Source organism: Brevundimonas sp. A19_0, assembly GCF_017744255.1.
GTDB lineage: Bacteria > Pseudomonadota > Alphaproteobacteria > Caulobacterales > Caulobacteraceae > Brevundimonas.
Map to the genome: position 1 here is coordinate 190,852 of NZ_JAGHQP010000002.1, position 17,998 is coordinate 208,849.

Genomic DNA, 17,998 nt, shown 5'->3' on the forward strand with positions numbered 1-17,998 from the left:
AGGGAGGCTGAAACCATGTTCGATTCGCTTGAGCGTCACAGCCCGATGGCCCTTGCCGGGCTGCGGGTCATTTCCGGTCTCATGTTCATGCAGCACGGGGCCCAGAAGATCTTCTCCTTCCCGGCCGAGGCCCGCGGCCCGTTCGAGCTGATGAGCCAGATGGGCATTGGCGGTGTGCTGGAGCTGGTTGGTGGGGCGCTGATCGTGCTGGGCCTGTTCACCCGGCCGGTCGCCTTCCTGCTGTCGGGCATGATGGCCGTGGCCTACTTCCAGTTTCACGCCATGTCGGGTGGCCTGTATCCGCTGGTGAACGGCGGCGAGCTGGCGGCGCTCTACTGCTGGGTGTTCCTGTTCATCTTCTTTGCCGGCCCGGGCGCCTTCAGCGTCGACGGCATGCTGGCGAAGAAGCGCTGATCAGCCGATCCGGACCCCGGTCATCGAAATCGAGCCGCCCTCGATCCGGTCGTTGAAAAAGGCGACCGGATCTTCGGGCCGGGCCTGCGCCGCAACATAGAGCAGCGGCAGGAAATGCTCGTCCGTGGGCACGCTGAGCGCGGCGTTGTCCGCGAGGTCCATCCAGTGGATCAGGCGACCGTGATCCCCGGCGACCAGGGCGGCCTTGACCGCCTCGTTGAACGTCAGCGCCCAGTCGTAGGGCTCGCCGCCCGCGCGCTTCCATGTCCGCAGATTGTGCACAAAGTCGCCGGATCCGGCGATGACGATATCCTCGTCCCGAAGGGCATTCAGGCCCTTGGCGAGGTCATAGTGGCCCTGCGCGTCGAGGGTGCGGTCCAGCGACAGCTGGACGATCGGGACATCGGCGTCCGGCCAGACATGGGCCAACACGGACCAGGTGCCGTGGTCGAGGCCCCACTGGTCCGTGGGGGTCGCGCCCGTAAGGTCGGCAACCCGCGCCGCGAGCTCCGGAGAGCCGGGCGCGGGGTACTGAAAGGCATGCAGTTCGGGCGGGAAACCGCCAAAGTCGTGGATCGTTTCGGGCCTCGCCATGGCAGTGACGGCTGACCCACGGGTCTCCCAGTGGGCCGAGATCATCACCACGCCTCGCGGCTTGCCGAGGTCCTGCCCCAGCTGGCGCCACCCCTCGGCCCACGGGCCGCCCAGGGCGTTCATGGGCGAACCGTGGCCGAAGAAGAGGGCGGGCGCCGCCATCGTCAGCCGAACAGCTTTTTGGCGGTTTCCGCGGCGATCCGACCCTGGAAGCGCGCGCCCTCAAGCTCATTGTCGCTGGGCATGCGCGAGCCGTCGCCGTCGGTGATGGTGGTCGCGCCATAGGGCGAGCCGCCGGTGATCTCGTCCATCCGCATTTGACCCTGCCAGGTGTAGGGCAGGCCGACCACCAGCATGCCGTGGTGCATGATGGTCTGGATCAGACCGATGAGGGTCATCTCATTGCCGCCGTGCTGGGTAGCGGTCGAGGTAAAGGCCCCGCCCACCTTGCCGGCCAGCTTGCCGTTGGCCCACAGGCCGCCGGTCTGGTCGAGGAAGTTCCGCATTTGCGAAGCCGCCGTGCCGTAGCGCGTGCCGGCGCCGATCAGGATGGCGTCATAGTCGGCCAGGTCCTCGACCTTGGCGATGGGGGCTTCCTGGTCGAGCTTGTAGCCGCTCTTCTTCGCCAGCTCCTCGGGCACCAGTTCCGGGACTCGCTTGATATCCACGGTCGCGCCTTCGACCTCGCGCGCGCCCTCGGCGATGGCCTGGGCCATGCGCTCCACGTGGCCGTAGGTGGAATGATAGAGGACCAGAACCTTGGGCATGGGAAATCTCCTGAGTCGGATATGTAACTGCAACAGTGTCGAAATAGGCTATGCCCTCGCCCCGTCAAGGGGCACCGACCAGAAAGTCAGAAAGGGCAGACCCGCTGATAGAAGGCGTCGGACCCCGGAACGGTTGCGCCCTGCGCCAGAAGGTAGCGGTGCTCGACGACCGACGCCTGCTGTTCGATGTTCAGTCCGTCCCACGCGACATCAGCGTCGCAGCGATAGGCGTAGGCCTTCGGCCCGTCCCCTGCCCTCAGCTTGCCGATCAGGAGATTGATGCCCTGCTGGGCTTGCCAGACGTGCACCAGCTCATGGACCAGGGTGGCGCGTCGGCGAAGGGGGCCTTGCGAAAGGTCCTCGTCCCAGCTCGTGGCCGGCCAGAAGATCCAGCTGCGACCGGCGAACCGGCCGGGTACGAAAGCACGCCTGAGAAACGTCGGCAGCCGCACCAGCCGGATGGCCGCCAGGTCGATCCTTTCGCCGAAGACCGAGCGGGCCAGGGCGATCTCTCCGTCCATGAGGGTGCGGATCATTCGCCCGCCAGCGGCGAGGTATGCGGATAGGGCGCCAGTCGCCCGGAGTTCAGGATTTCCGTGGTCGGGCCGGTCCATTCCCAGTGCCAGGGCTCGTAGGCATAGGGCACGAAGCCAAAGCGAGCGGCATTCTCCACCAGCCAGCGATAGGCCGGGCCGCGCGACTGGTGCCTGCGGTTGGCCCAGCGGGTCGAGTCGACGCCATGCCCCGCAAGGTGACCGACATAGATGTCGATGGCCGTGCCGGTGCGGTGGGGAGAACAGGCCGCGCGCCGCAAACCGTCGCAGTTCCCCTCGGTCGCGCACCGGGCCGTGTCGGCGTCCGGATCGCGATAGCTGGAGAAGATCTGGAGAAGCTCGGGGTTGTCGGCGATCTCCGGAACCTCGGCCCGGGCCGCGCGAACCATGAGGCGGTAGGCGTTGAGGACATCGTATTGCAGCAGCCGCACCATACGGTCAGCGTGCTCCTCGTCGGGATCAAGATAGCCGAGTTCGCTCTGCGGCGGGGGTTCGGGGCAGATGTCGGCCACCCGGGCCATGACGAAGGGCCGGCGTTCCTGCCACACCCCCTTGAACACCTGAAAGGTGCCACGGTCGAAGAGACCGTTCGGAACGCGATCATAGCGTTTCTGGAAGGTGGCAAGGGCCTGGGCGAAACCGGGCGTATCCGGGGCGCAACGTGTGCCGATCTCCTTCTGGATCAGCGGCAGGTAGGTCAGCCAGCCGCGCTCCGTCTGATCGAACGGCTGCCACATCAACCAGTCGGCCGAATAGCCGTTGGCCACGGCGATCCCCCGAGAGCCGGGGCCCGCATTACAGTCCTCCTGCGCCAGGGCAGGACCGGCCAGACCGACCAGCAGGACCACCAGCACTGTTGCGAACCTCGTCATCCTCCGAGCAAGCCCCAGCCGGGCCCCGAGGGCAAGGGGGCAGTTGCGTCGGGTGAATTCGCGCTATGACAGGGACGGCGGACGACTCGTGCCGTCATCGAGGGGATACCCATGTCGACCGCCGCCCCGCCCCGCCGACTGCCCAACCGGACGCTGGCTGCCTTCTCGGCCGCCTGCCTGCCCTATGCGGCGCTTGGCCTGCCCGTCTATGTGACCCTGCCCGAGTTCTATGCCAGCCACGTCGGCGTGGATCTGGCGCTGGTCGGGGTGATCTTTCTGGTCATCCGGCTGGCCGACATCTTCGTCGACCCGGCGCTGGGCATGGTGATCGACCGCACCCACAGCCGGTTCGGGCGCTATCGGCTCTGGATGGGACTGGCGGCTCCGCTGCTGATGCTGGCGGTCGGCATGCTTTTTATGGTGCGGCCGGGTGCCGGGGGCGCCTATCTGACCGTCTGGCTGGTCCTGATGTCGCTGGGCTTTTCCGTCAGCCTGCTGTCTCAGGTCAGCTGGGCCTCGACGCTGACCAGTGACTACGACCAGAGATCCCGCATCTACGGCTGGTGGCAGACCGCCAACATCGTTGGCGTGCTGGTCGTGCTGCTGATCCCCGCCCTTGTCCAGAATCTGGGGCTGGGGGACTATGCGGCCGCGGTGCGCTGGCAGGGGCTGTTTATCATTTTGGCCCTGCCCCTGACGCTGGCGGTGACCTTTGCCTTCACGCCCGAGCCGAAGCACGGGCCGACCCCCGACCGGGCCAGCCGGTTTGCCTATCTGCAGCTGTTCCGGCTGCCGGTGCTGCAGCGGCTTCTGACCGCCGACCTGATGCTGGGCATTGCACGCGGCGTGGTGGGCGCCCTGTTCTTCTATTTCTTCGAGGCCGTGCGCGGGTTCGAGCGGGCCGAGACCTCGATCCTGCTGCTGGTCTATTTCGTCGCCGGTCTGGCCGGAGCGCCGGTCTGGAGTGCACTGGCCGTGCGGATGGGCAAGCACGGGGCCCTTGTGCTCGCCTGCGTCTATTTCGCCGTCACCCTGCTGCTGGCCAGCTTTGCCGGACCGGTGCTCGTGCCGCTGGCCGAAGCGGCCGGGCTGGGTAATGCCGAGGTGCTGGTCGCCGGGCTGATGGTGGCTCTGGTGGGACTGGCCTTTGCCTCGGGAGACCTGTTGCTGCGGGCCATGATGGCCGATGTGGCCGACCAGGTCCGGCTGGACGAGGGCGCGGACCGCACCGGCCTGCTGTTCTCGATCCTGACCGCTACGTCCAAGCTGGGGTACGCCGTGTCGGTCATGACCTTCGCGGGCCTGCGCATGACCGGCTTCGATCCCGCGCTGGGCGGGCAGAACAGTGCCACGGCCCTGGCCTGGCTTCAGGCCATGTTTGCGGGCCTGCCGGCGCTGTGCCTTGTGGTCGGAGCGTTCGCCTTGTGGCGCTATCCGCTGGACCAGAAGCGCCATGCTGAAATCCGGGCGGCGCTGGATGCGCGCGGCGCGACCGGCTAGGTCGGGACCATGAGTGCATCCCCCTCCCCCCTCGACCGGCTGCGGGCCATCATGGTGCGTCTGCGCGACCCCGTGACCGGCTGTCCGTGGGACGTCGAACAGACGTTTGCGACCATCGCCCCCTATACGCTGGAGGAAGCCTATGAGGTCGCCGATGCCATCGAGCGCGGCGACCATGACGAGCTGAAGTCCGAGCTGGGCGACCTGCTGTTCCAGGTCGTCTTCCACGCCCGCATGGCCGAGGAGCAGGGCCTGTTCGACTTCGATGCCGTGGCGAACGCCATTGCCGACAAGCTGGAGCGCCGCCACCCGCATGTCTTCGGCGAGGAGGCTGCACGGGCGGATGCCGTCTCGCAAAAGGCCCGGTGGGAGGACATCAAGGCCGCCGAGCGGAAGGCGAAGGCCCAGCATGGCGTGCTGGACGATGTGCCGGTCGGCCTGCCGGCGTTGGCCCGGGCGGCCAAGCTGACGAAGCGGGCGGCGCGGGTCGGGTTCGACTGGCCGTCGACGGACGAGGTCTTTGCCAAGCTGGACGAGGAGGTCGCCGAGCTGAAGGTCGAGATCGCCGCCGGGTCCAGCGAGCGGATGAAGGACGAGGTTGGCGACCTGCTGTTCGTCCTTGCCAATCTGGCGCGCAAGCTGGGCGTCGAGCCCGAGGATGCGCTGCGCGGCGCCAATGCCAAATTCATCCGCCGGTTCGCCTTCATCGAGGCGGAACTGGCGAAGGACGGCCGCACGCCCGACCAGTCGGATCTCGCCGAAATGGATGCCCTGTGGAATGCGGCCAAGGTGGCGGAGCGCGGCTGATGGGCCCCCTGCCCGCTGACTGGACACCCGCCGACATCGAGGCGCTGATCGTCGAGAACGATCCGGAAAAAATGCCCTATGTTCCGGTCGCCGTGTCCATGGGCTGCGAGGATGCCGACCGTGACTGGGCCGAATCCGTCTGCGTGCGCCTGACCTCGCATCCGAACGAATGGGTGCGCGGCAATGCCATCCTGGGCTTCGGCCATCTCGCCCGCGAGTTCCGCACCCTGGATCGCACTGTGGTCGAGCCGCTGGTCCGGGCGGCCCTCACCGACCCATCGTCCGTAGTGCGTGGTCAGGCCGAGGCCGCCGCAGACGACATCTCGCATTTTCTCGGCTGGTCTCCGCGACCCTAGGGGCGGTCAGTCGGCGCCGCCCAGACGTCTCGGGATAGCCCGCATGGCATCGACCAGCGCCATGGCCCGCCCGGCCGCCGTCGGATCGACCGCCGCGATGTGGTCGAGGCGCCGCCGCACCTTGGCCAGCGGTGCATCGACTCCCGAGGCCCAGTCCGTCGAGCCGATCGTCATCAACCCGCCTGCGCGGGTGTCGGTCAGCGTCAGCCCGACACCGACCGACTTCAGGGTCGAGGAGAAGGGCTGTTTGTAGTGGTCGTGCCCGGGGCCGAGGTCATAGACCCGAATGCCCAGATCGGGCATGGCGCGGATGACCTGATCCAGGAAGGCGTTGCCCGGCGAGGCGGCAACAAGGGCCGGGTTGGTGGACGCAATCCAGGGGTGATAGATGCCATTCGCGATCACGCCGAAATGCCCGCCGGCCAGGGTGTCCCCGGCGTGCAGGGTCAGCATCAGCCCGCCAAAGCGCGGCGTGTAGGTCTCGAACAGGCTTGACATGAGCCCCCGGACCCAGGCCGGACGCAGCACGTCCTGCAGGCCCGTCCGGCGAAACTGCTCCGACTTCCACGCCAGCAACTGATCGAAATCGGCACGGTCGCGACTGGCCTGAAGCCTCAGGGGGCCCACGTCGGACAGACGGTTCAGAAGGCGGCGATAGTTCTTGGCCCGCTTTGGATTGGCGGCGCGAATAGCCTCCAGATGCGCGTCCGGACCCTCTGGCAGTGCGATGGCAAACGCCGTGGGGCCGACCGCAATGCTGTCGAACAGGCCGAACGGATCGATCAGGCCGATGTGGCGGAAGGCGCGCACGCCCGCGAGAGTCAGGGCTTCCCGACCTTTGAATCCGGGAGCGGGCCCCGTCACGAGAGCATGATAGTCGGCAAAGGGCACGCCGAGCGGGCGGGCGAACCCCCCGGGCCGACGGTGCAGACCGAGGAAGCCCACGATCTCATCGCTGCGTCGATAGGTGACGACCTCGGCATCCTCGCGCACCCGCCCGACGGCGCGGGCGAAGTCGGGTCCCATCAGCGGATTGGCAAAGGCCGGCTGCTGTCTCTGAAAGGCACGCCAGGCGTCGGCCTCAGCCTCCGGCAGCGCGGCAGCAGGGCAGCGGGTGGCGGTAATCTGTGCCATTCAGGGAGGCTTTCAGCGCAAAAGGCCATCGGAGCTATCGCCCCAGCAAATCCCTCGCCGCTCTGGCGAGGTCAGCCCGTGAACAGCCTCTGGTACCGCCCGAGCGCCGGTTCCGACAGGCGAACGGTCAGCCGGGTGCGGCCCTCCGGGTCTGAGCTGCGCTCCGTGATGCGGCCATGCTCGTATAGCCAGGCCAGCGCCTCTCCGTCCTGGGGTTCGAGCGTCAGGTGGATTTCCGCATCGGTGTCGATGCGTTCCGCGATGGCCTGACGCAGGGCCTCGAGGCCCTCACCCGTCAGGGCCGAGACCGCGACGGCGCCCTCGACCTCGGACCGCGCGACCATGGCCGTCCGGCTGTCGGCGTCCAGTCGGTCGATCTTGTTCCAGACCTCAAGCGTGCGGGCCTGAAGCGTGCCTTCGTCCTCGCCGTCTGCCGGGCTGATCCGGGCCAGCACGGTCTCGACGTCCTTTGCCTCCGCCTCGGTCTCCGGGCTGGAGATGTCGCGTACGTGCAGGATCAGGTCGGCCTCGGCCACCTCTTCCAGCGTGGCGCGGAAGCTCTCGACCAGCTCGTGGGGCAGGTCAGAGATGAAGCCCACGGTGTCAGCGATCAGCGCCGAGCGCCCCTGCGGCAGGCGGATCAGACGCTGGGTCGGATCCAGGGTGGCGAAAAGCAGGTCCTTCGCCATGACCTCTGCCCCCGTCAGGTGGTTGAACAGGGTCGACTTGCCCGCATTGGTATAGCCAACCAGGGCGACCGTCGGGAACGGCACCTTCTTGCGGGCCGTGCGGTGCAGCCCGCGCGTGCGGCGCACATCCTGCAGGTCGCCCTTCAGCTTGACGATGCGGTCGGCGATCAGGCGGCGGTCCAGCTCGATCTGGGTTTCACCCGGACCGCCGGTCGAGCCCGTGCCGCCGCGCTGGCGTTCCAGGTGGGTCCAGGTGCGGACGAGGCGCGAGCGTTCGTACTCCAGCCGCGCCAGCTCGACCTGCAGGCGCCCCTCCCGCGTGCGGGCGCGTCGGCCGAAGATCTCGAGGATCAGGCCGGTACGGTCGATGACCTTGGCCTCCCAGGCCTTCTCCAGATTGCGCTGCTGCACCGGGGTCAGGGCATCGTCGATGACGACGACCTCGGCCTCGGCGGCCCGGACCAGAGCGGCCATCTCCTCGACCTTGCCCGAGCCGAACAGGGTGGCGGGCGTCGTACGGCGAAGGGTGATGACTTCCTGGCCGCGAACGTCGAGGTCCAGCGCCTCGGCCAGGCCGACGGCTTCGTCCAGCCGGTCGTGCGGGCGACGTGCGGACGCACTGCCCGCAGCGCGGTCAGGATGAAGGACGAGCGCCCGAACGGGCGGAGCGGTATGATCGATCAGGGGCGTCGGCACGCGGGTTCCGGACAAGAAGAGGACAGGGTCATCCCGTCCGCAAACGAACGGACAGGACCACAGGCTCCCTCAGAAACCGGACCGGACAGATCAGTCCTGATCTTCGGGCTCGCGCAGATCGACCGGAGCCGAGGGCATGATGGTGGAGATGGCGTGCTTGTAGACCAATTGCGACTGGCCATCGCGACGCAGCAGCACGCAGAAATTGTCGAACCAGGTCACGATGCCCTGCAGCTTGACGCCGTTGACGAGGAAGATGGTCAGCGGGGTCTTGGTCTTGCGGACCGTGTTGAGGAAGGTGTCCTGAAGGTTCTGACGCTTGTCTTGCGACATGGCAGGTTGATCCTGTTCTTGATTGTTTCCGGCGCAGGGAGGCTGCCGGAGCCGCGAAGCGACGGCGTGACCTTAGTCACCGGCACCGGTCACGGCAACCGCCGCATCAGACGGCATTCTCCCGCGCGGCCTCAAGGTACGCCTCGCGCAGGCGGCGGGTGATCGGACCGGGCTTTCCGGTGCCGATCTTTACGCCGTCAATGGAAATGGCGGGCAGCACGAAGGCGCCTGCGGCGGTGAAGAAGGCTTCCTGTGCGCCCTTTGCCTCCTCGACGGTGAAGGCGCGCTCCTCGAACGGGATGCCTTCGGCCTTGATGATCTCCATCAGGGTCGAGCGGGTGCAACCGCGCAGGATGTTGGCCTGGGTGTCACGTGTGCGCAGCACGCCGTTCGCATCGATGATCCAGGCGTTGGTCGAGGTGCCCTCCGTCACCAGCCCCAGTTCGTCGACCAGCCAGCTTTCATAGGCGCCGACCTCGCGCGCCGCTTGCTTGGCGAGCACATTCGGCAGCAGGCCGACCGTCTTGATGTCACACCGGCCCCAGCGCATGTCCGGCCTGGTGACGACCGCCACGCCCTTCTTCGCCTGGGCCTCGGCCTTGACCTGATCCACGCGGCGCGAGGTCACGATTACACTGGGCGCGGTGTCGGCCGGCGGAAAGGGGTGGTCCCGCCGGGCGGTGCCGCGGGTGATCTGCAGATAGACGATGCCGTTGTCGACGCGGTTCCGGCGAATGGTCTCCTTGAGCACGATGGTCAGGGCCTGGGGCGTCATCGGCATCCGGATGCGCAGTTCGGACAGGCTGCGCTGCAGCCGGGTCATATGGCCGTCGAAGTCGGCCAGCAGGCCATCGAACACCGACCAGACCTCATAGACGCCGTCGGCGAACTGGAAGCCCCGGTCCTCAATGTGGACGACGGCCTCTCCGTGGGGGCTGTAGACCCCGTTGACGTAGGCAATGCGGGACATCAGGCCTCGTCACCCTCCCCTTCGTCATCGCCGCCGCGGGCGGGCGATACGCCCAGCGACTTCAGCTTGCGGTGCAGGGCCGAGCGTTCCATGCCGATGAAGCCTGCGGTGCGCGAGATATTGCCGCCGAAGCGCATGATCTGGGCCGACAGATATTCGCGCTCGAACACCTCGCGCGCCTCGCGCAGCGGCAGGGCGATGATGCGCTCATTGCCCATCGACAGGGTGCCGTTATCGGCGGGCCCGTCCTGCGGCAGCATGTCGGCGGTGATCGGTTCCGACGGGTCGCCCGTGGCCAGGATCAGCAGCCGCTCGATGTTGTTGCGCAGCTGGCGGACATTGCCGGGCCAGGGATTGACCTGCATCACGGCCACCGCATCCTCGCCGATACGGCGCCGGGGCAGGCCCTGGGACACGCAGATGGTCTCGGTGAAGTGCTCGATCATCTCGGCGATATCCTCGCGCCGTTCCGACAGGGGCGGGACGCGGATCGGCACCACGGCCAGTCGGTGGAACAGGTCCTCACGGAAGCGGCCCTCGTCGATTTCCTGCTTCAGGTCACGGGAGGACGAAGTGATGACCCGCACATCGACCTGGACGTCCTGCTCACCGCCCACCCGCCGGAAGCGCTGTTCGACCAGCACGCGCAGGATACGGCTCTGGCTCTCGCGGGGCATGTCGGCGACCTCGTCGAGATAGAGGGTGCCGTTGTGGGCGCGTTCGAACACGCCGATCTTGCTGGGGCGACCGTCCACCCCCTCCTCGCCGAACAGCTCGAGGTCGAGGCGCTCGGGCGTCATGCCGGCGGCGGCGATGGCCACGAATTCGGACCGGGCGCGCGGGCTTGCCTCGTGAATCTGGCGGGCGACCAGCTCCTTGCCCGATCCGGGCGGGCCCGAAATCAGCACGCGACTGTTGGCCGGCGCGACCTTGGAGATGGTGCTGCGCAGGGTGGCGGCCGCCGCCGACTTGCCGATGATCCCGGTCGGGGTCATGGCCTGGGCGCGCAGCTGGCGGTTCTCCCGCTTCAGGGCCGCCGCCTCCAGCGCCCGCTGGATGACCACCACCAGACGGTCCGACTTGAACGGCTTTTCGATGAAGTCGTAGGCGCCGCGCTGCAGGGCGCTGACGGCGGTTTCGATGTTGCCATGGCCGGAAATCATCACGACCGGCAGGTCCGGGTCGATGGTCCGGATGATGTCGAGCAGCTCCAACCCGTCCATGCCGCCGCCCTGCATCCAGATATCCAGCAGGGCCAGCGACGGCTTGCGTGCCCGGATGGCGGCAAGCGCTTCGTCCGAGTTGGAGGCGGTACGGATCGAATGCCCCTCGTCTTCCAGCAGGCCGGCGACCAGGTCGCGGATGTCGGCCTCGTCGTCGACGACCAGAATATCGGCTCCGTTGTTTTTCATGGCTTCTCTCTATTCAGCCGCCGGGGCGGTGGAGGTTGAGGGTGTGGCAGGCGCGGACCCCGTCAGGGAGGGCGCCTTGAGCGGGAACACCAGGCAGACCCGGGCGCCCTTGAGAGTTTCGGCATCGGCCAGCTTCAGTTCGCCGCCGTGGTCCTCACAGATGCGGCGCACGATCGCCAGGCCAAGGCCCGTGCCCTTCTCGCGCGTGGTGACATAGGGCTCGGTCAGGCGATCGCGGTCCTTTTCGGGCAGGCCGACGCCGTCGTCCTCGATGATGAAGGTGACCGTGCCGTCGTCGACCTCCATACGGGCCAGGATGGCGGGGCTGTTGCCGTCCTCTCCGGTCAGGGCCCGGCGCGCGACGACAGACTCTCCGGCGTTTTTCAGGATGTTGGTCAGGGCCTGACCGACCATGCGGCCGTCGCATTGCAGCGTATGGCGCGGCAGGCCCTTTTGCAGTTCGATCTCCACATCGGGCACGGCCACGCGCTGGGCGAAGACGGCCTGACGCAGCAGCTCGGCAGGGTTCTCGGGCGCGAAGCGGGGCGCCGGCATGCGGGCGAAGGACGAGAACTCATCGACCATCCGGCCGATGTCGCCCACCTGCCGGATAATGGTCTCGGTGCAGCGGTCGAAGGTTTCGACGTCGTCCGAGATGCGAGGCCGGTATTTGCGGCGCAGGCGTTCGGCCGACAGCTGGATCGGGGTCAGCGGATTCTTGATCTCGTGGGCGATGCGGCGCGCCACGTCACGCCAGGCCGCATTGCGCTGGGCCGTCACCAGACGCGTGATGTCGTCGAACGTCAGCACCATCTCACCGCCAAGCCCACCTTCGATCCGGACCCGCAGGCGCCGGGTCTCGCCGTCGCGCGTGACGTCGATGTCTTCCTCGATATGGGCTTCGGCCCGCTTGAGCAGTTCGCTGAGCTCCGGCGAAAAGGCCGCCAGTTCCTGACCGGTCAGGTCATCGTCGGGCAGGCCCAGCAGTTCGACCGCACTGGCGTTGATGGCCGACACGCGCCCCTTGCGGTCCAGACCGATCACCCCCGCACTGACCCCCGACAGCACGGTTTCGATGAAGCGACTACGGCCCTGGGCGTCCTCGCTGGCGGCCTTCAAAGCCTCCTGTTGCGCCTGAAGATCGCCTGTCATGCGGTTGAAGGCATTGGACAATGCGGCGATTTCATGGGGTTCCTTGTCGACCTGAACGCGGGCCGACAGGTCGCCGCTCGCCACCTGGTCGGCGGCCTGGGCCAGGCGCCCGATCGGCACCGAAATGGCGCTGGCTGCCGACATGCCCAGCCACACCGCCCCGACCAGCACCAGCAAGGCGGTTTCCAGATAGCTGAGGGCAAAGGCCGCCTGGATGCGGGCGCGGCTCTCCTTGGCCTCGCGATAGGCATCAATGGACTGTCGGCTATTGCGCATCTGGGCAATCAGCCCGGGCTGAAGGGGCCGCACGGCATAAAGGAAGGCGTCGCCATAGCCCGTCAGCGGATAGAGGGTGCGGATGGTGTCCGGGTTCTCGGTGACGCCGCTGGGCGCGATCTCGCCCTGGGCGGCCATCTCAAGATCGCTCCGGGGCGGCCCGACGTAGAGGGGAGCCCCGGGCAGTTCGCCACTGGCCAGCACCTGACCATCGCCATCAAGGATATAGAGGGCGGGATAGCCAAAGATGTCGGCCGTCTGGGCCAGCAGGCCCGAGAACCGGATCCGGCTGTTGCGGAAGTCCGCCCGAGCCTCGGGCGCCGTCAGCTCATTGGCAATGGTGGCGAGGTCGGATTCCAGCTCGAGGCTGACGTCGCGGACGTAGGCGCGGCCGATGTCGGCCCCGTTCTCGACGGCCTCGCTGACGTTGACGCTGAACCACTGATCGACGCCCCGGTTGACCAGCACGCCGAACACCAGGGCGATCAGGATGGCGGGCACCACGGCCACCAGCGAGAACAGGGTGACGAACCGGAGGTGCAATCTGGCGCCCGCCTGCTGGCGATTGCGGATCAGGTCCAGCACCTGCACGCCGACCCCGGAGGCCAGCGTCAGGATCAGCACCAGATTGCCGAGCAGGATGTAGAGGACGGCGCGACTGGCGGCTGCGCGGGCGCCCCCCTCACCCCCGGCCTCGGGCGCGATGGCCACCAGCCAGATGGCCGCGACGGTGATGATGAAGGCCAGCGCATAGGCTACGCCGAAGACCGGTCGGCCGGCCGGTGTGGCGATTCCGGCGCGCAGAGCGCCGATCGCCGCATCAAGCGGGCGGCTTCTGGGCATCGGGTCTGCGATAACAGGGCCGGTCATGCGTCCGACACCATCCGACACCTGTGGCCGATGATCAACAGGTTAGTTGCGGAATTACGTCACCGGTCCGACCAGAGGTCCGCGAGAGCCCCGGCAACGGCATCCGGGTCATCCAGCCGGCACAGGCGGGCCTTGGCGGCGCGCCGCTCCGTGGCCTCCTCCGGCCAGGGTGCGTTTTCGATGTACCAGCCCAGATGCTTGCGAAACATCTTGAGCCCCAGCGGATAGCCATAGAAGTCCAGTGACGCGCGCATGTGCCGGATGACGAGGGCCAGCCGCTCCGCCCGATCCGGCGCCTCTGGACCTGTCCCGCCGTCCAGCCCCGCCTGAAGCCGGGCCGCCAGCCAAGGCCGGCCATAGACACCCCGCCCCAGCATCAGAGCGTCTGCCCCGGACCGGGTCAGGGCCTCGCGGGCATCGTCCAGCGTGACCACATCGCCATTGACGATCACGGGGATGGACACCGCCGCCTTGACGTCCCCCACGGCCTGCCAGTCGGCCTGGCCGGTGTAGAACTGCTTGCGGGTCCGGCCATGGACCGTCACCGCCTTCACCCCGATCTGCTCGGCTTGGGCGGCCAGATCGGGTGCGTTCAGGGACGTCTCGTCCCAACCCAACCGCATCTTGACGGTCACCGGCCGGCTGACGGCACCTACCACGGCCTCCATGATCCGGCAGGCGAGGTCCGGCACCCGCATCAGGGCAGAGCCGGACGCGGCCCCGGTCACTTCCTTGGCCGGGCACCCGAAGTTGAGGTCGATGATATCGGCGCCGGCGCGCTCGGCCATTCGGGCGCCTTCGGCCATGGCCTCCGGATCGCGCCCGACCAGCTGGATGACGGTGAGCGGCAGCCCCTCGCCCACCGCGGCACGCCGCACTACATCGGGGCGTCCACGGGCCAGCTCGGCAGAGGCGACCATCTCCGTCGCCACATAAGGCGCGCCCAGCTCCGATGCGAGCTGGCGGAATGGCAGGTCGGTGACGCCGGTCATCGGCGCCATCAGGACCCGGCCGGGCACAGTCACATCGCCGATGACGAGGGAGGAAGGCATCGGCCCCTATCTTCGCCCCTGCCCCCTCTCGTCAAGGGCGCGGTCGCCCCCTAGAAGACGGGGCATGAAGTTTCAGGCCGTCGTTGTCGCCGCGGGCTCGGGCTCCCGGGCAGGTGTAGAAAAGCCCTGGGTCGCCCTGGGCGGCATGCCTGTGGTGCGATGGTCGGTCGACGCCCTCCTGAAGGCCGGGGCCAGCGAGGTCATCGTTGTGGCAGCGGCGGACCGACTGGCCGAAGGGCCGACGACGCTCTCAGGCCTGGAGGGATGGCGGATGGTCGAGGGCGGCGCGACGCGCGCTGAGTCGGTCGCGCGGGGCCTGAAGGCCCTGGGCGGGCCCGACGACAAGGCCGTACTGATCCACGATGCAGCGCGCCCCTTTCTGGACCGGGCTGTGATTGACCGCCTGCTCACCGCGCTGGACACGTTCGACGGGGCCGTCCCCGCCCTGCCCGCCGTCGACAGCCTGAGACGCGGCACAGACTCAGCGCTGGGTGACAGTGTGGACCGCGACGGCCTCTATCGCGCCCAGACCCCGCAGGCATTCCGTCGCTCGACGGTCGTCGACGCACTCGCGGGGTGGTCCGGTGCAGCCCCGCCCACAGACGAGGCCGAGGCGGTGCGCGCGGCGGGCGGGCGTGTCGTCTTGGTGGCCGGCGATCCGCGCCTGTTCAAACTGACCTATCCGGAGGACTTCATCATGGCCGAGGCTCTGGCGAGGGGGCTTGAGGCGCCGATGGTGACCCGTGTGGGACAGGGGTTCGACGTCCACCGCTGGGGGCCGGGCGCCTCGGTCTGGCTGTGCGGGGTCGAGATTTCCCATGACCAGACCCTGATCGGTCATTCCGACGCGGACGCAGGCCTTCACGCCCTGACCGACGCCATTCTGGGCGCCATGGGCGACGGCGATATCGGCGACCACTTCCCGCCCACCGATCCGAAGTGGAAGGGGGCCGCGTCCGACCAGTTCCTCATTCACGCTGTCGAGCGACTGGCCGCCCGCGGCGGAGTTCTGGTGAATGTCGATGTGACGCTGATCTGCGAGCAGCCGAAGATCAAACCACATCGCGAGGGCATGCGGGCACGGCTGGCGGAGCTGTGCGGGCTGGAACTCGATGCCGTGAGCGTGAAGGCGACCACGACCGAGCAACTGGGCTTCACCGGTCGCAACGAGGGGCTGGCCGCGCAAGCCGTAGCCACCGTCACCCTGCCCCGCTCGCGCTAGAAGCTGCCGCGCATCAGGGCGCCCCACAGATTGACGTAGTCGTCGGTCCAGGGCCTGACGTCGGTCTCGGCAATCGTTTTCCAGCCCGGGTCAGTAGTGAAGTCCGCCAGCCCCGCGGGCGTGGCCGACAGCATCAGCACCTCGGTCGACGCCTCGGACATATCCGGCCGGTCCGCCGCCTCGACATAGATGCGGTGACGCTCGGTCGCGCCCAGTTGTCGCGCGGCGGCCACGGCCGGCAGGGTGATGTCGAGGTGCCGGTTGGACAGGTGCAGCACGACCACACCTGTCGGCCCTACCACGCGCAAATAGTCCGCCAGCGCCTCGACCGTCAGCAGGTGGGTGGGAATGGCGTCGGACGAGAAGGCGTCGACCACCAGAAGGTCGAAGGCCGCGTCGGGTTGATTCGCAAGGGTAAGACGCGCATCGCCCAGCACCGTCTCGACCGGACCAGAGGCGCAGTGGGAGATGAAGGTGAACCAGCGGGGATCCCGGGCCATCCGGTCGACCATGGGGTCGATCTCGAAGAAGGTCAGGCTGTCACCCGGTCGCTTGTAGGCCGCCATCGCGCCGGACCCCAGCCCGACCACCCCCATCCGCACGGCGGGCGCGCGTGACTGGACGACCCAGGTCGCCACGCCGATCGGCGTGTCATAGGCGTAGTAGAGGGTGGGATCACAGGCGAATTCGGGATTTCGGGCCTGCGCGCCGTGCAGCGTCGTGCCGTGCATCAGGACGTGCACGGGCCCGCCCATGCCCGGGTCCTCGATCCGGGCCACCCGCATCACGCCGAAGAAGCTGCGCTCGGTCAGGCTCCAGTCATAGCCTCGGGTGATGTGCTGGGCCGAGAGCGTCACTGCCAGCAGAATGGCCGTGAAGACGAGCGCGCGATCGCGAACCATGAAGGCAAAGATGGCCGCAGCGCCCAGTGTCGCCATGGCCAGTTGCAAGGTGCTGATCTCATGGAACATGGGCCACAGCGCAGGGGTCCGTTGGACCAGATCGTAGATAATGTGCGGCAGGATCGCCAAAGCCAGCCCTCCCAGCAGGAAGGAACCGTGCCGGAGCGTCAACGGCCCTCGCCAGGGGCGCGCCAGGCCGACGGCAACCAGCACCAGGGGATACTCCCAGACCATGTTGAAGATCACAGGTGCGATCAGGGCGTTGAAAGCACCGCCCAGCACGCCACCCACCGAGAGCAGCAGGAAGAACTCCGTAAGCCGGTCCGGAGGCGGGCGCCGTGCCGCCAGCATCTGGTGGCACCACAGGGCGATGAAGAAGAAGGCGCCCAGATTGACCAGCAGCAGGAAGGTCCAGCTGGAGCTGCGGAAGGCGACAAGACTGACGGTCACCGCCAGCAGGGCGGACTGGATCACAAAGGTGATGGGCATCGGGATCCAGGGGCGGTTCTGGAAAGCGATCACAAATGTCAGCAGGTAGAGCGCCAGCGGGATCACCCACAGGAAAGGGGCCGAGGCGACATCAGTGGCCAGATGGGCGGTCACGCCCAGCATCAGGCTGGACGGCGCGGCGGCCAGCAGCACCCACAACCCGCGCTCGCGCCAGGGGATGGCCGGGCTGGCCGGCAGTGGCCTGGGGTCGGGCCCGGATCGGCCGGTCGCACGGGCCTGCCAGACGGTCAGGCCCAGCGCGAGGATCAGCACGACAAACACCCCGTAGCCCGCGCTCCAGCCCAAGCGCTGGCCGGACAGGGAGGCCAGCGGCTCAATCACGACCGGATAGGCCAGCAGGGCCAGGAAGCTGCCGAGGTTCGACGCCGCATAGAGGACATAGGGGTTCTGCCCGTCGGCATGCCCGGCCCTCAGCCGCGCGTACCACGCCTGTAGCAGGGGGGCCGTCGCCGACAGGGCCGCGAACGGCAGTCCGACCGACAGCGCCAGGGTCGCCAGCAGCCAGCCGATCGGGGCCGCAGGATCAGGATCCCCCAGCAGCCCGTTGACGCGCAGGGGCAGGAAGGTCGCGGCCACGACCAGCAGCGCGACATGCACTCCGACCTGAAGCTTCAGCGACGACACTCTCTGCAGCAGGTGGGCGTAGGCGTAGCCGGCCAGCAGGCCTGTCTGGAAGAAGACCATGGCCGTGTTCCAGACCGAAGGGGACCCGCCGAGTACCGGGAGCACCAGCTTGGTGATCATCGGCTGGACCGAGAACACGAGCATGGCCGAGGTGAAGATGGTGAGGCCGAAGATCATCGGCGTCGCGCGCTCGGTGTCCCAGCGCCCACCGAAGGACAGGCTGCGTTCACTCATGCCGGCTCCGGAATGGATCGATGCATCGACAGACGGGCGTCTCCACGTCACCCTGTGC

General features: G+C 67.8%; 17 protein-coding genes. 5 read left to right on the forward strand and 12 right to left on the reverse strand.

Annotation, left to right across the window (positions count from 1 at the left end; translation table 11 throughout):
- Positions 1-15 precede the first annotated feature (15 nt).
- Entirely contained in the window at positions 16-414 is a 399-nt protein-coding gene (locus J7346_RS03245) for a DoxX family protein (protein ID WP_209117711.1), read from the forward strand.
- Here J7346_RS03245 and ygiD read toward each other — a convergent pair whose 3' ends face one another.
- The 4 genes from ygiD to J7346_RS03265 form a co-directional block, all read right to left on the reverse strand.
- A complete protein-coding gene (gene ygiD / locus J7346_RS03250; protein WP_209117713.1) occupies positions 415-1,170 on the reverse strand; it encodes a 4,5-DOPA dioxygenase extradiol in 756 nt (251 codons plus the stop codon).
- Positions 1,171-1,172: 2 nt separating this feature from the next.
- Positions 1,173-1,775 (reverse strand): NAD(P)H:quinone oxidoreductase, encoded by a 603-nt coding sequence (wrbA, locus tag J7346_RS03255; protein WP_209117715.1) that lies wholly within the window; start codon positions 1,773-1,775, stop codon positions 1,173-1,175.
- An 86-nt stretch (positions 1,776-1,861) separates the two neighbouring features.
- A complete protein-coding gene (locus J7346_RS03260; RefSeq protein WP_209117717.1) occupies positions 1,862-2,311 on the reverse strand; it encodes a hypothetical protein in 450 nt (149 codons plus the stop codon).
- Complete coding sequence (locus J7346_RS03265; RefSeq protein ID WP_209117719.1) at positions 2,308-3,201, reverse strand: D-alanyl-D-alanine carboxypeptidase family protein; 894 nt, start codon at positions 3,199-3,201, stop codon at positions 2,308-2,310. Before J7346_RS03265 ends, J7346_RS03260 begins: the two co-directional genes overlap by 4 nt.
- Before the next feature lie 111 nt (positions 3,202-3,312).
- Here J7346_RS03265 and J7346_RS03270 point away from each other — a divergent pair, with 111 nt between their 5' ends.
- Genes J7346_RS03270 through J7346_RS03280 form a run of 3 tightly spaced genes read left to right on the forward strand, consistent with a single transcriptional unit; the run spans position 3,313 to position 5,864 of the window.
- The gene (locus J7346_RS03270; protein ID WP_209117721.1) at positions 3,313-4,701 is read left to right on the forward strand and encodes an MFS transporter; all 1,389 of its coding nucleotides are present in this window, start codon (positions 3,313-3,315) and stop codon (positions 4,699-4,701) included.
- Positions 4,702-4,710: 9 nt separating this feature from the next.
- Positions 4,711-5,508, forward strand: a complete 798-nt coding sequence (mazG, locus tag J7346_RS03275) for a nucleoside triphosphate pyrophosphohydrolase (protein ID WP_209117723.1) — start codon at positions 4,711-4,713, stop codon at positions 5,506-5,508.
- On the forward strand, positions 5,508-5,864 hold the full coding sequence (locus J7346_RS03280; protein WP_209117725.1) for a HEAT repeat domain-containing protein: 357 nt from the start codon (positions 5,508-5,510) through the stop codon (positions 5,862-5,864). The genes mazG and J7346_RS03280 overlap by 1 nt, the downstream gene beginning before the upstream one ends.
- Positions 5,865-5,870: 6 nt before the next feature.
- Here the strand turns inward: J7346_RS03280 and J7346_RS03285 are convergent, their stop codons facing one another.
- From J7346_RS03285 to dusB, 7 genes are all read right to left on the reverse strand, one after another.
- A complete protein-coding gene (locus J7346_RS03285; protein WP_209117727.1) occupies positions 5,871-6,998 on the reverse strand; it encodes a GNAT family N-acetyltransferase in 1,128 nt (375 codons plus the stop codon).
- 71 nt (positions 6,999-7,069) lie between these two features.
- A complete protein-coding gene (gene hflX, locus J7346_RS03290) occupies positions 7,070-8,383 on the reverse strand; it encodes a GTPase HflX (RefSeq protein WP_209117729.1) in 1,314 nt (437 codons plus the stop codon).
- A 90-nt stretch (positions 8,384-8,473) separates the two neighbouring features.
- A complete protein-coding gene (gene hfq, locus J7346_RS03295; protein WP_123286626.1) occupies positions 8,474-8,716 on the reverse strand; it encodes an RNA chaperone Hfq in 243 nt (80 codons plus the stop codon).
- Positions 8,717-8,822: 106 nt separating this feature from the next.
- Positions 8,823-9,686 carry a D-amino-acid transaminase gene (locus J7346_RS03300; protein ID WP_209117731.1) on the reverse strand — a complete coding sequence of 288 codons (864 nt, stop codon included), beginning with the start codon at positions 9,684-9,686 and terminating at the stop codon, positions 8,823-8,825.
- Positions 9,686-11,098, reverse strand: coding sequence for a sigma-54 dependent transcriptional regulator (locus J7346_RS03305; RefSeq protein WP_209117733.1), 1,413 nt, complete (start codon positions 11,096-11,098; stop codon positions 9,686-9,688). The genes J7346_RS03300 and J7346_RS03305 overlap by 1 nt, the downstream gene beginning before the upstream one ends.
- A gap of 9 nt (positions 11,099-11,107) precedes the next feature.
- Entirely contained in the window at positions 11,108-13,396 is a 2,289-nt protein-coding gene (locus J7346_RS03310) for a PAS domain-containing sensor histidine kinase (protein ID WP_245157602.1), read from the reverse strand.
- 59 nt (positions 13,397-13,455) lie between these two features.
- Complete coding sequence (dusB, locus tag J7346_RS03315; protein WP_209117735.1) at positions 13,456-14,448, reverse strand: tRNA dihydrouridine synthase DusB; 993 nt, start codon at positions 14,446-14,448, stop codon at positions 13,456-13,458.
- Between the two features lie 64 nt (positions 14,449-14,512).
- Here dusB and J7346_RS03320 point away from each other — a divergent pair, with 64 nt between their 5' ends.
- Entirely contained in the window at positions 14,513-15,670 is a 1,158-nt protein-coding gene (locus J7346_RS03320) for a bifunctional 2-C-methyl-D-erythritol 4-phosphate cytidylyltransferase/2-C-methyl-D-erythritol 2,4-cyclodiphosphate synthase (protein ID WP_209117737.1), read from the forward strand.
- Here J7346_RS03320 and J7346_RS03325 read toward each other — a convergent pair.
- Positions 15,667-17,940 (reverse strand): fused MFS/spermidine synthase, encoded by a 2,274-nt coding sequence (locus J7346_RS03325; protein ID WP_209117739.1) that lies wholly within the window; start codon positions 17,938-17,940, stop codon positions 15,667-15,669. The two genes, J7346_RS03320 and J7346_RS03325, sit on opposite strands and share 4 nt — an antisense overlap.
- Positions 17,941-17,998: the final 58 nt, after the last annotated feature.

Excerpts from the sequence above, each read along its gene's own strand:
- J7346_RS03270 (WP_209117721.1), top strand. The coding sequence starts at position 3,313 with ATGTCGACCGCCGCCCCGCCCCGCCGACTGCCCAACCGGACGCTGGCT.
- J7346_RS03300 (WP_209117731.1), bottom strand. The coding sequence starts at position 9,686 with ATGTCCCGCATTGCCTACGTCAACGGGGTCTACAGCCCCCACGGAGAG.
- J7346_RS03260 (WP_209117717.1), bottom strand. The coding sequence starts at position 2,311 with ATGATCCGCACCCTCATGGACGGAGAGATCGCCCTGGCCCGCTCGGTC.
- J7346_RS03305 (WP_209117733.1), bottom strand. The coding sequence starts at position 11,098 with ATGAAAAACAACGGAGCCGATATTCTGGTCGTCGACGACGAGGCCGAC.
- J7346_RS03320 (WP_209117737.1), top strand. The coding sequence starts at position 14,513 with ATGAAGTTTCAGGCCGTCGTTGTCGCCGCGGGCTCGGGCTCCCGGGCA.
- J7346_RS03245 (WP_209117711.1), top strand. The coding sequence starts at position 16 with ATGTTCGATTCGCTTGAGCGTCACAGCCCGATGGCCCTTGCCGGGCTG.
- wrbA (WP_209117715.1), bottom strand. The coding sequence starts at position 1,775 with ATGCCCAAGGTTCTGGTCCTCTATCATTCCACCTACGGCCACGTGGAG.
- ygiD (WP_209117713.1), bottom strand. The coding sequence starts at position 1,170 with ATGGCGGCGCCCGCCCTCTTCTTCGGCCACGGTTCGCCCATGAACGCC.
- J7346_RS03265 (WP_209117719.1), bottom strand. The coding sequence starts at position 3,201 with ATGACGAGGTTCGCAACAGTGCTGGTGGTCCTGCTGGTCGGTCTGGCC.
- J7346_RS03325 (WP_209117739.1), bottom strand. The coding sequence starts at position 17,940 with ATGAGTGAACGCAGCCTGTCCTTCGGTGGGCGCTGGGACACCGAGCGC.
- dusB (WP_209117735.1), bottom strand. The coding sequence starts at position 14,448 with ATGCCTTCCTCCCTCGTCATCGGCGATGTGACTGTGCCCGGCCGGGTC.
- J7346_RS03285 (WP_209117727.1), bottom strand. The coding sequence starts at position 6,998 with ATGGCACAGATTACCGCCACCCGCTGCCCTGCTGCCGCGCTGCCGGAG.
- mazG (WP_209117723.1), top strand. The coding sequence starts at position 4,711 with ATGAGTGCATCCCCCTCCCCCCTCGACCGGCTGCGGGCCATCATGGTG.
- hfq (WP_123286626.1), bottom strand. The coding sequence starts at position 8,716 with ATGTCGCAAGACAAGCGTCAGAACCTTCAGGACACCTTCCTCAACACG.
- J7346_RS03280 (WP_209117725.1), top strand. The coding sequence starts at position 5,508 with ATGGGCCCCCTGCCCGCTGACTGGACACCCGCCGACATCGAGGCGCTG.
- J7346_RS03310 (WP_245157602.1), bottom strand. The coding sequence starts at position 13,396 with ATGACCGGCCCTGTTATCGCAGACCCGATGCCCAGAAGCCGCCCGCTT.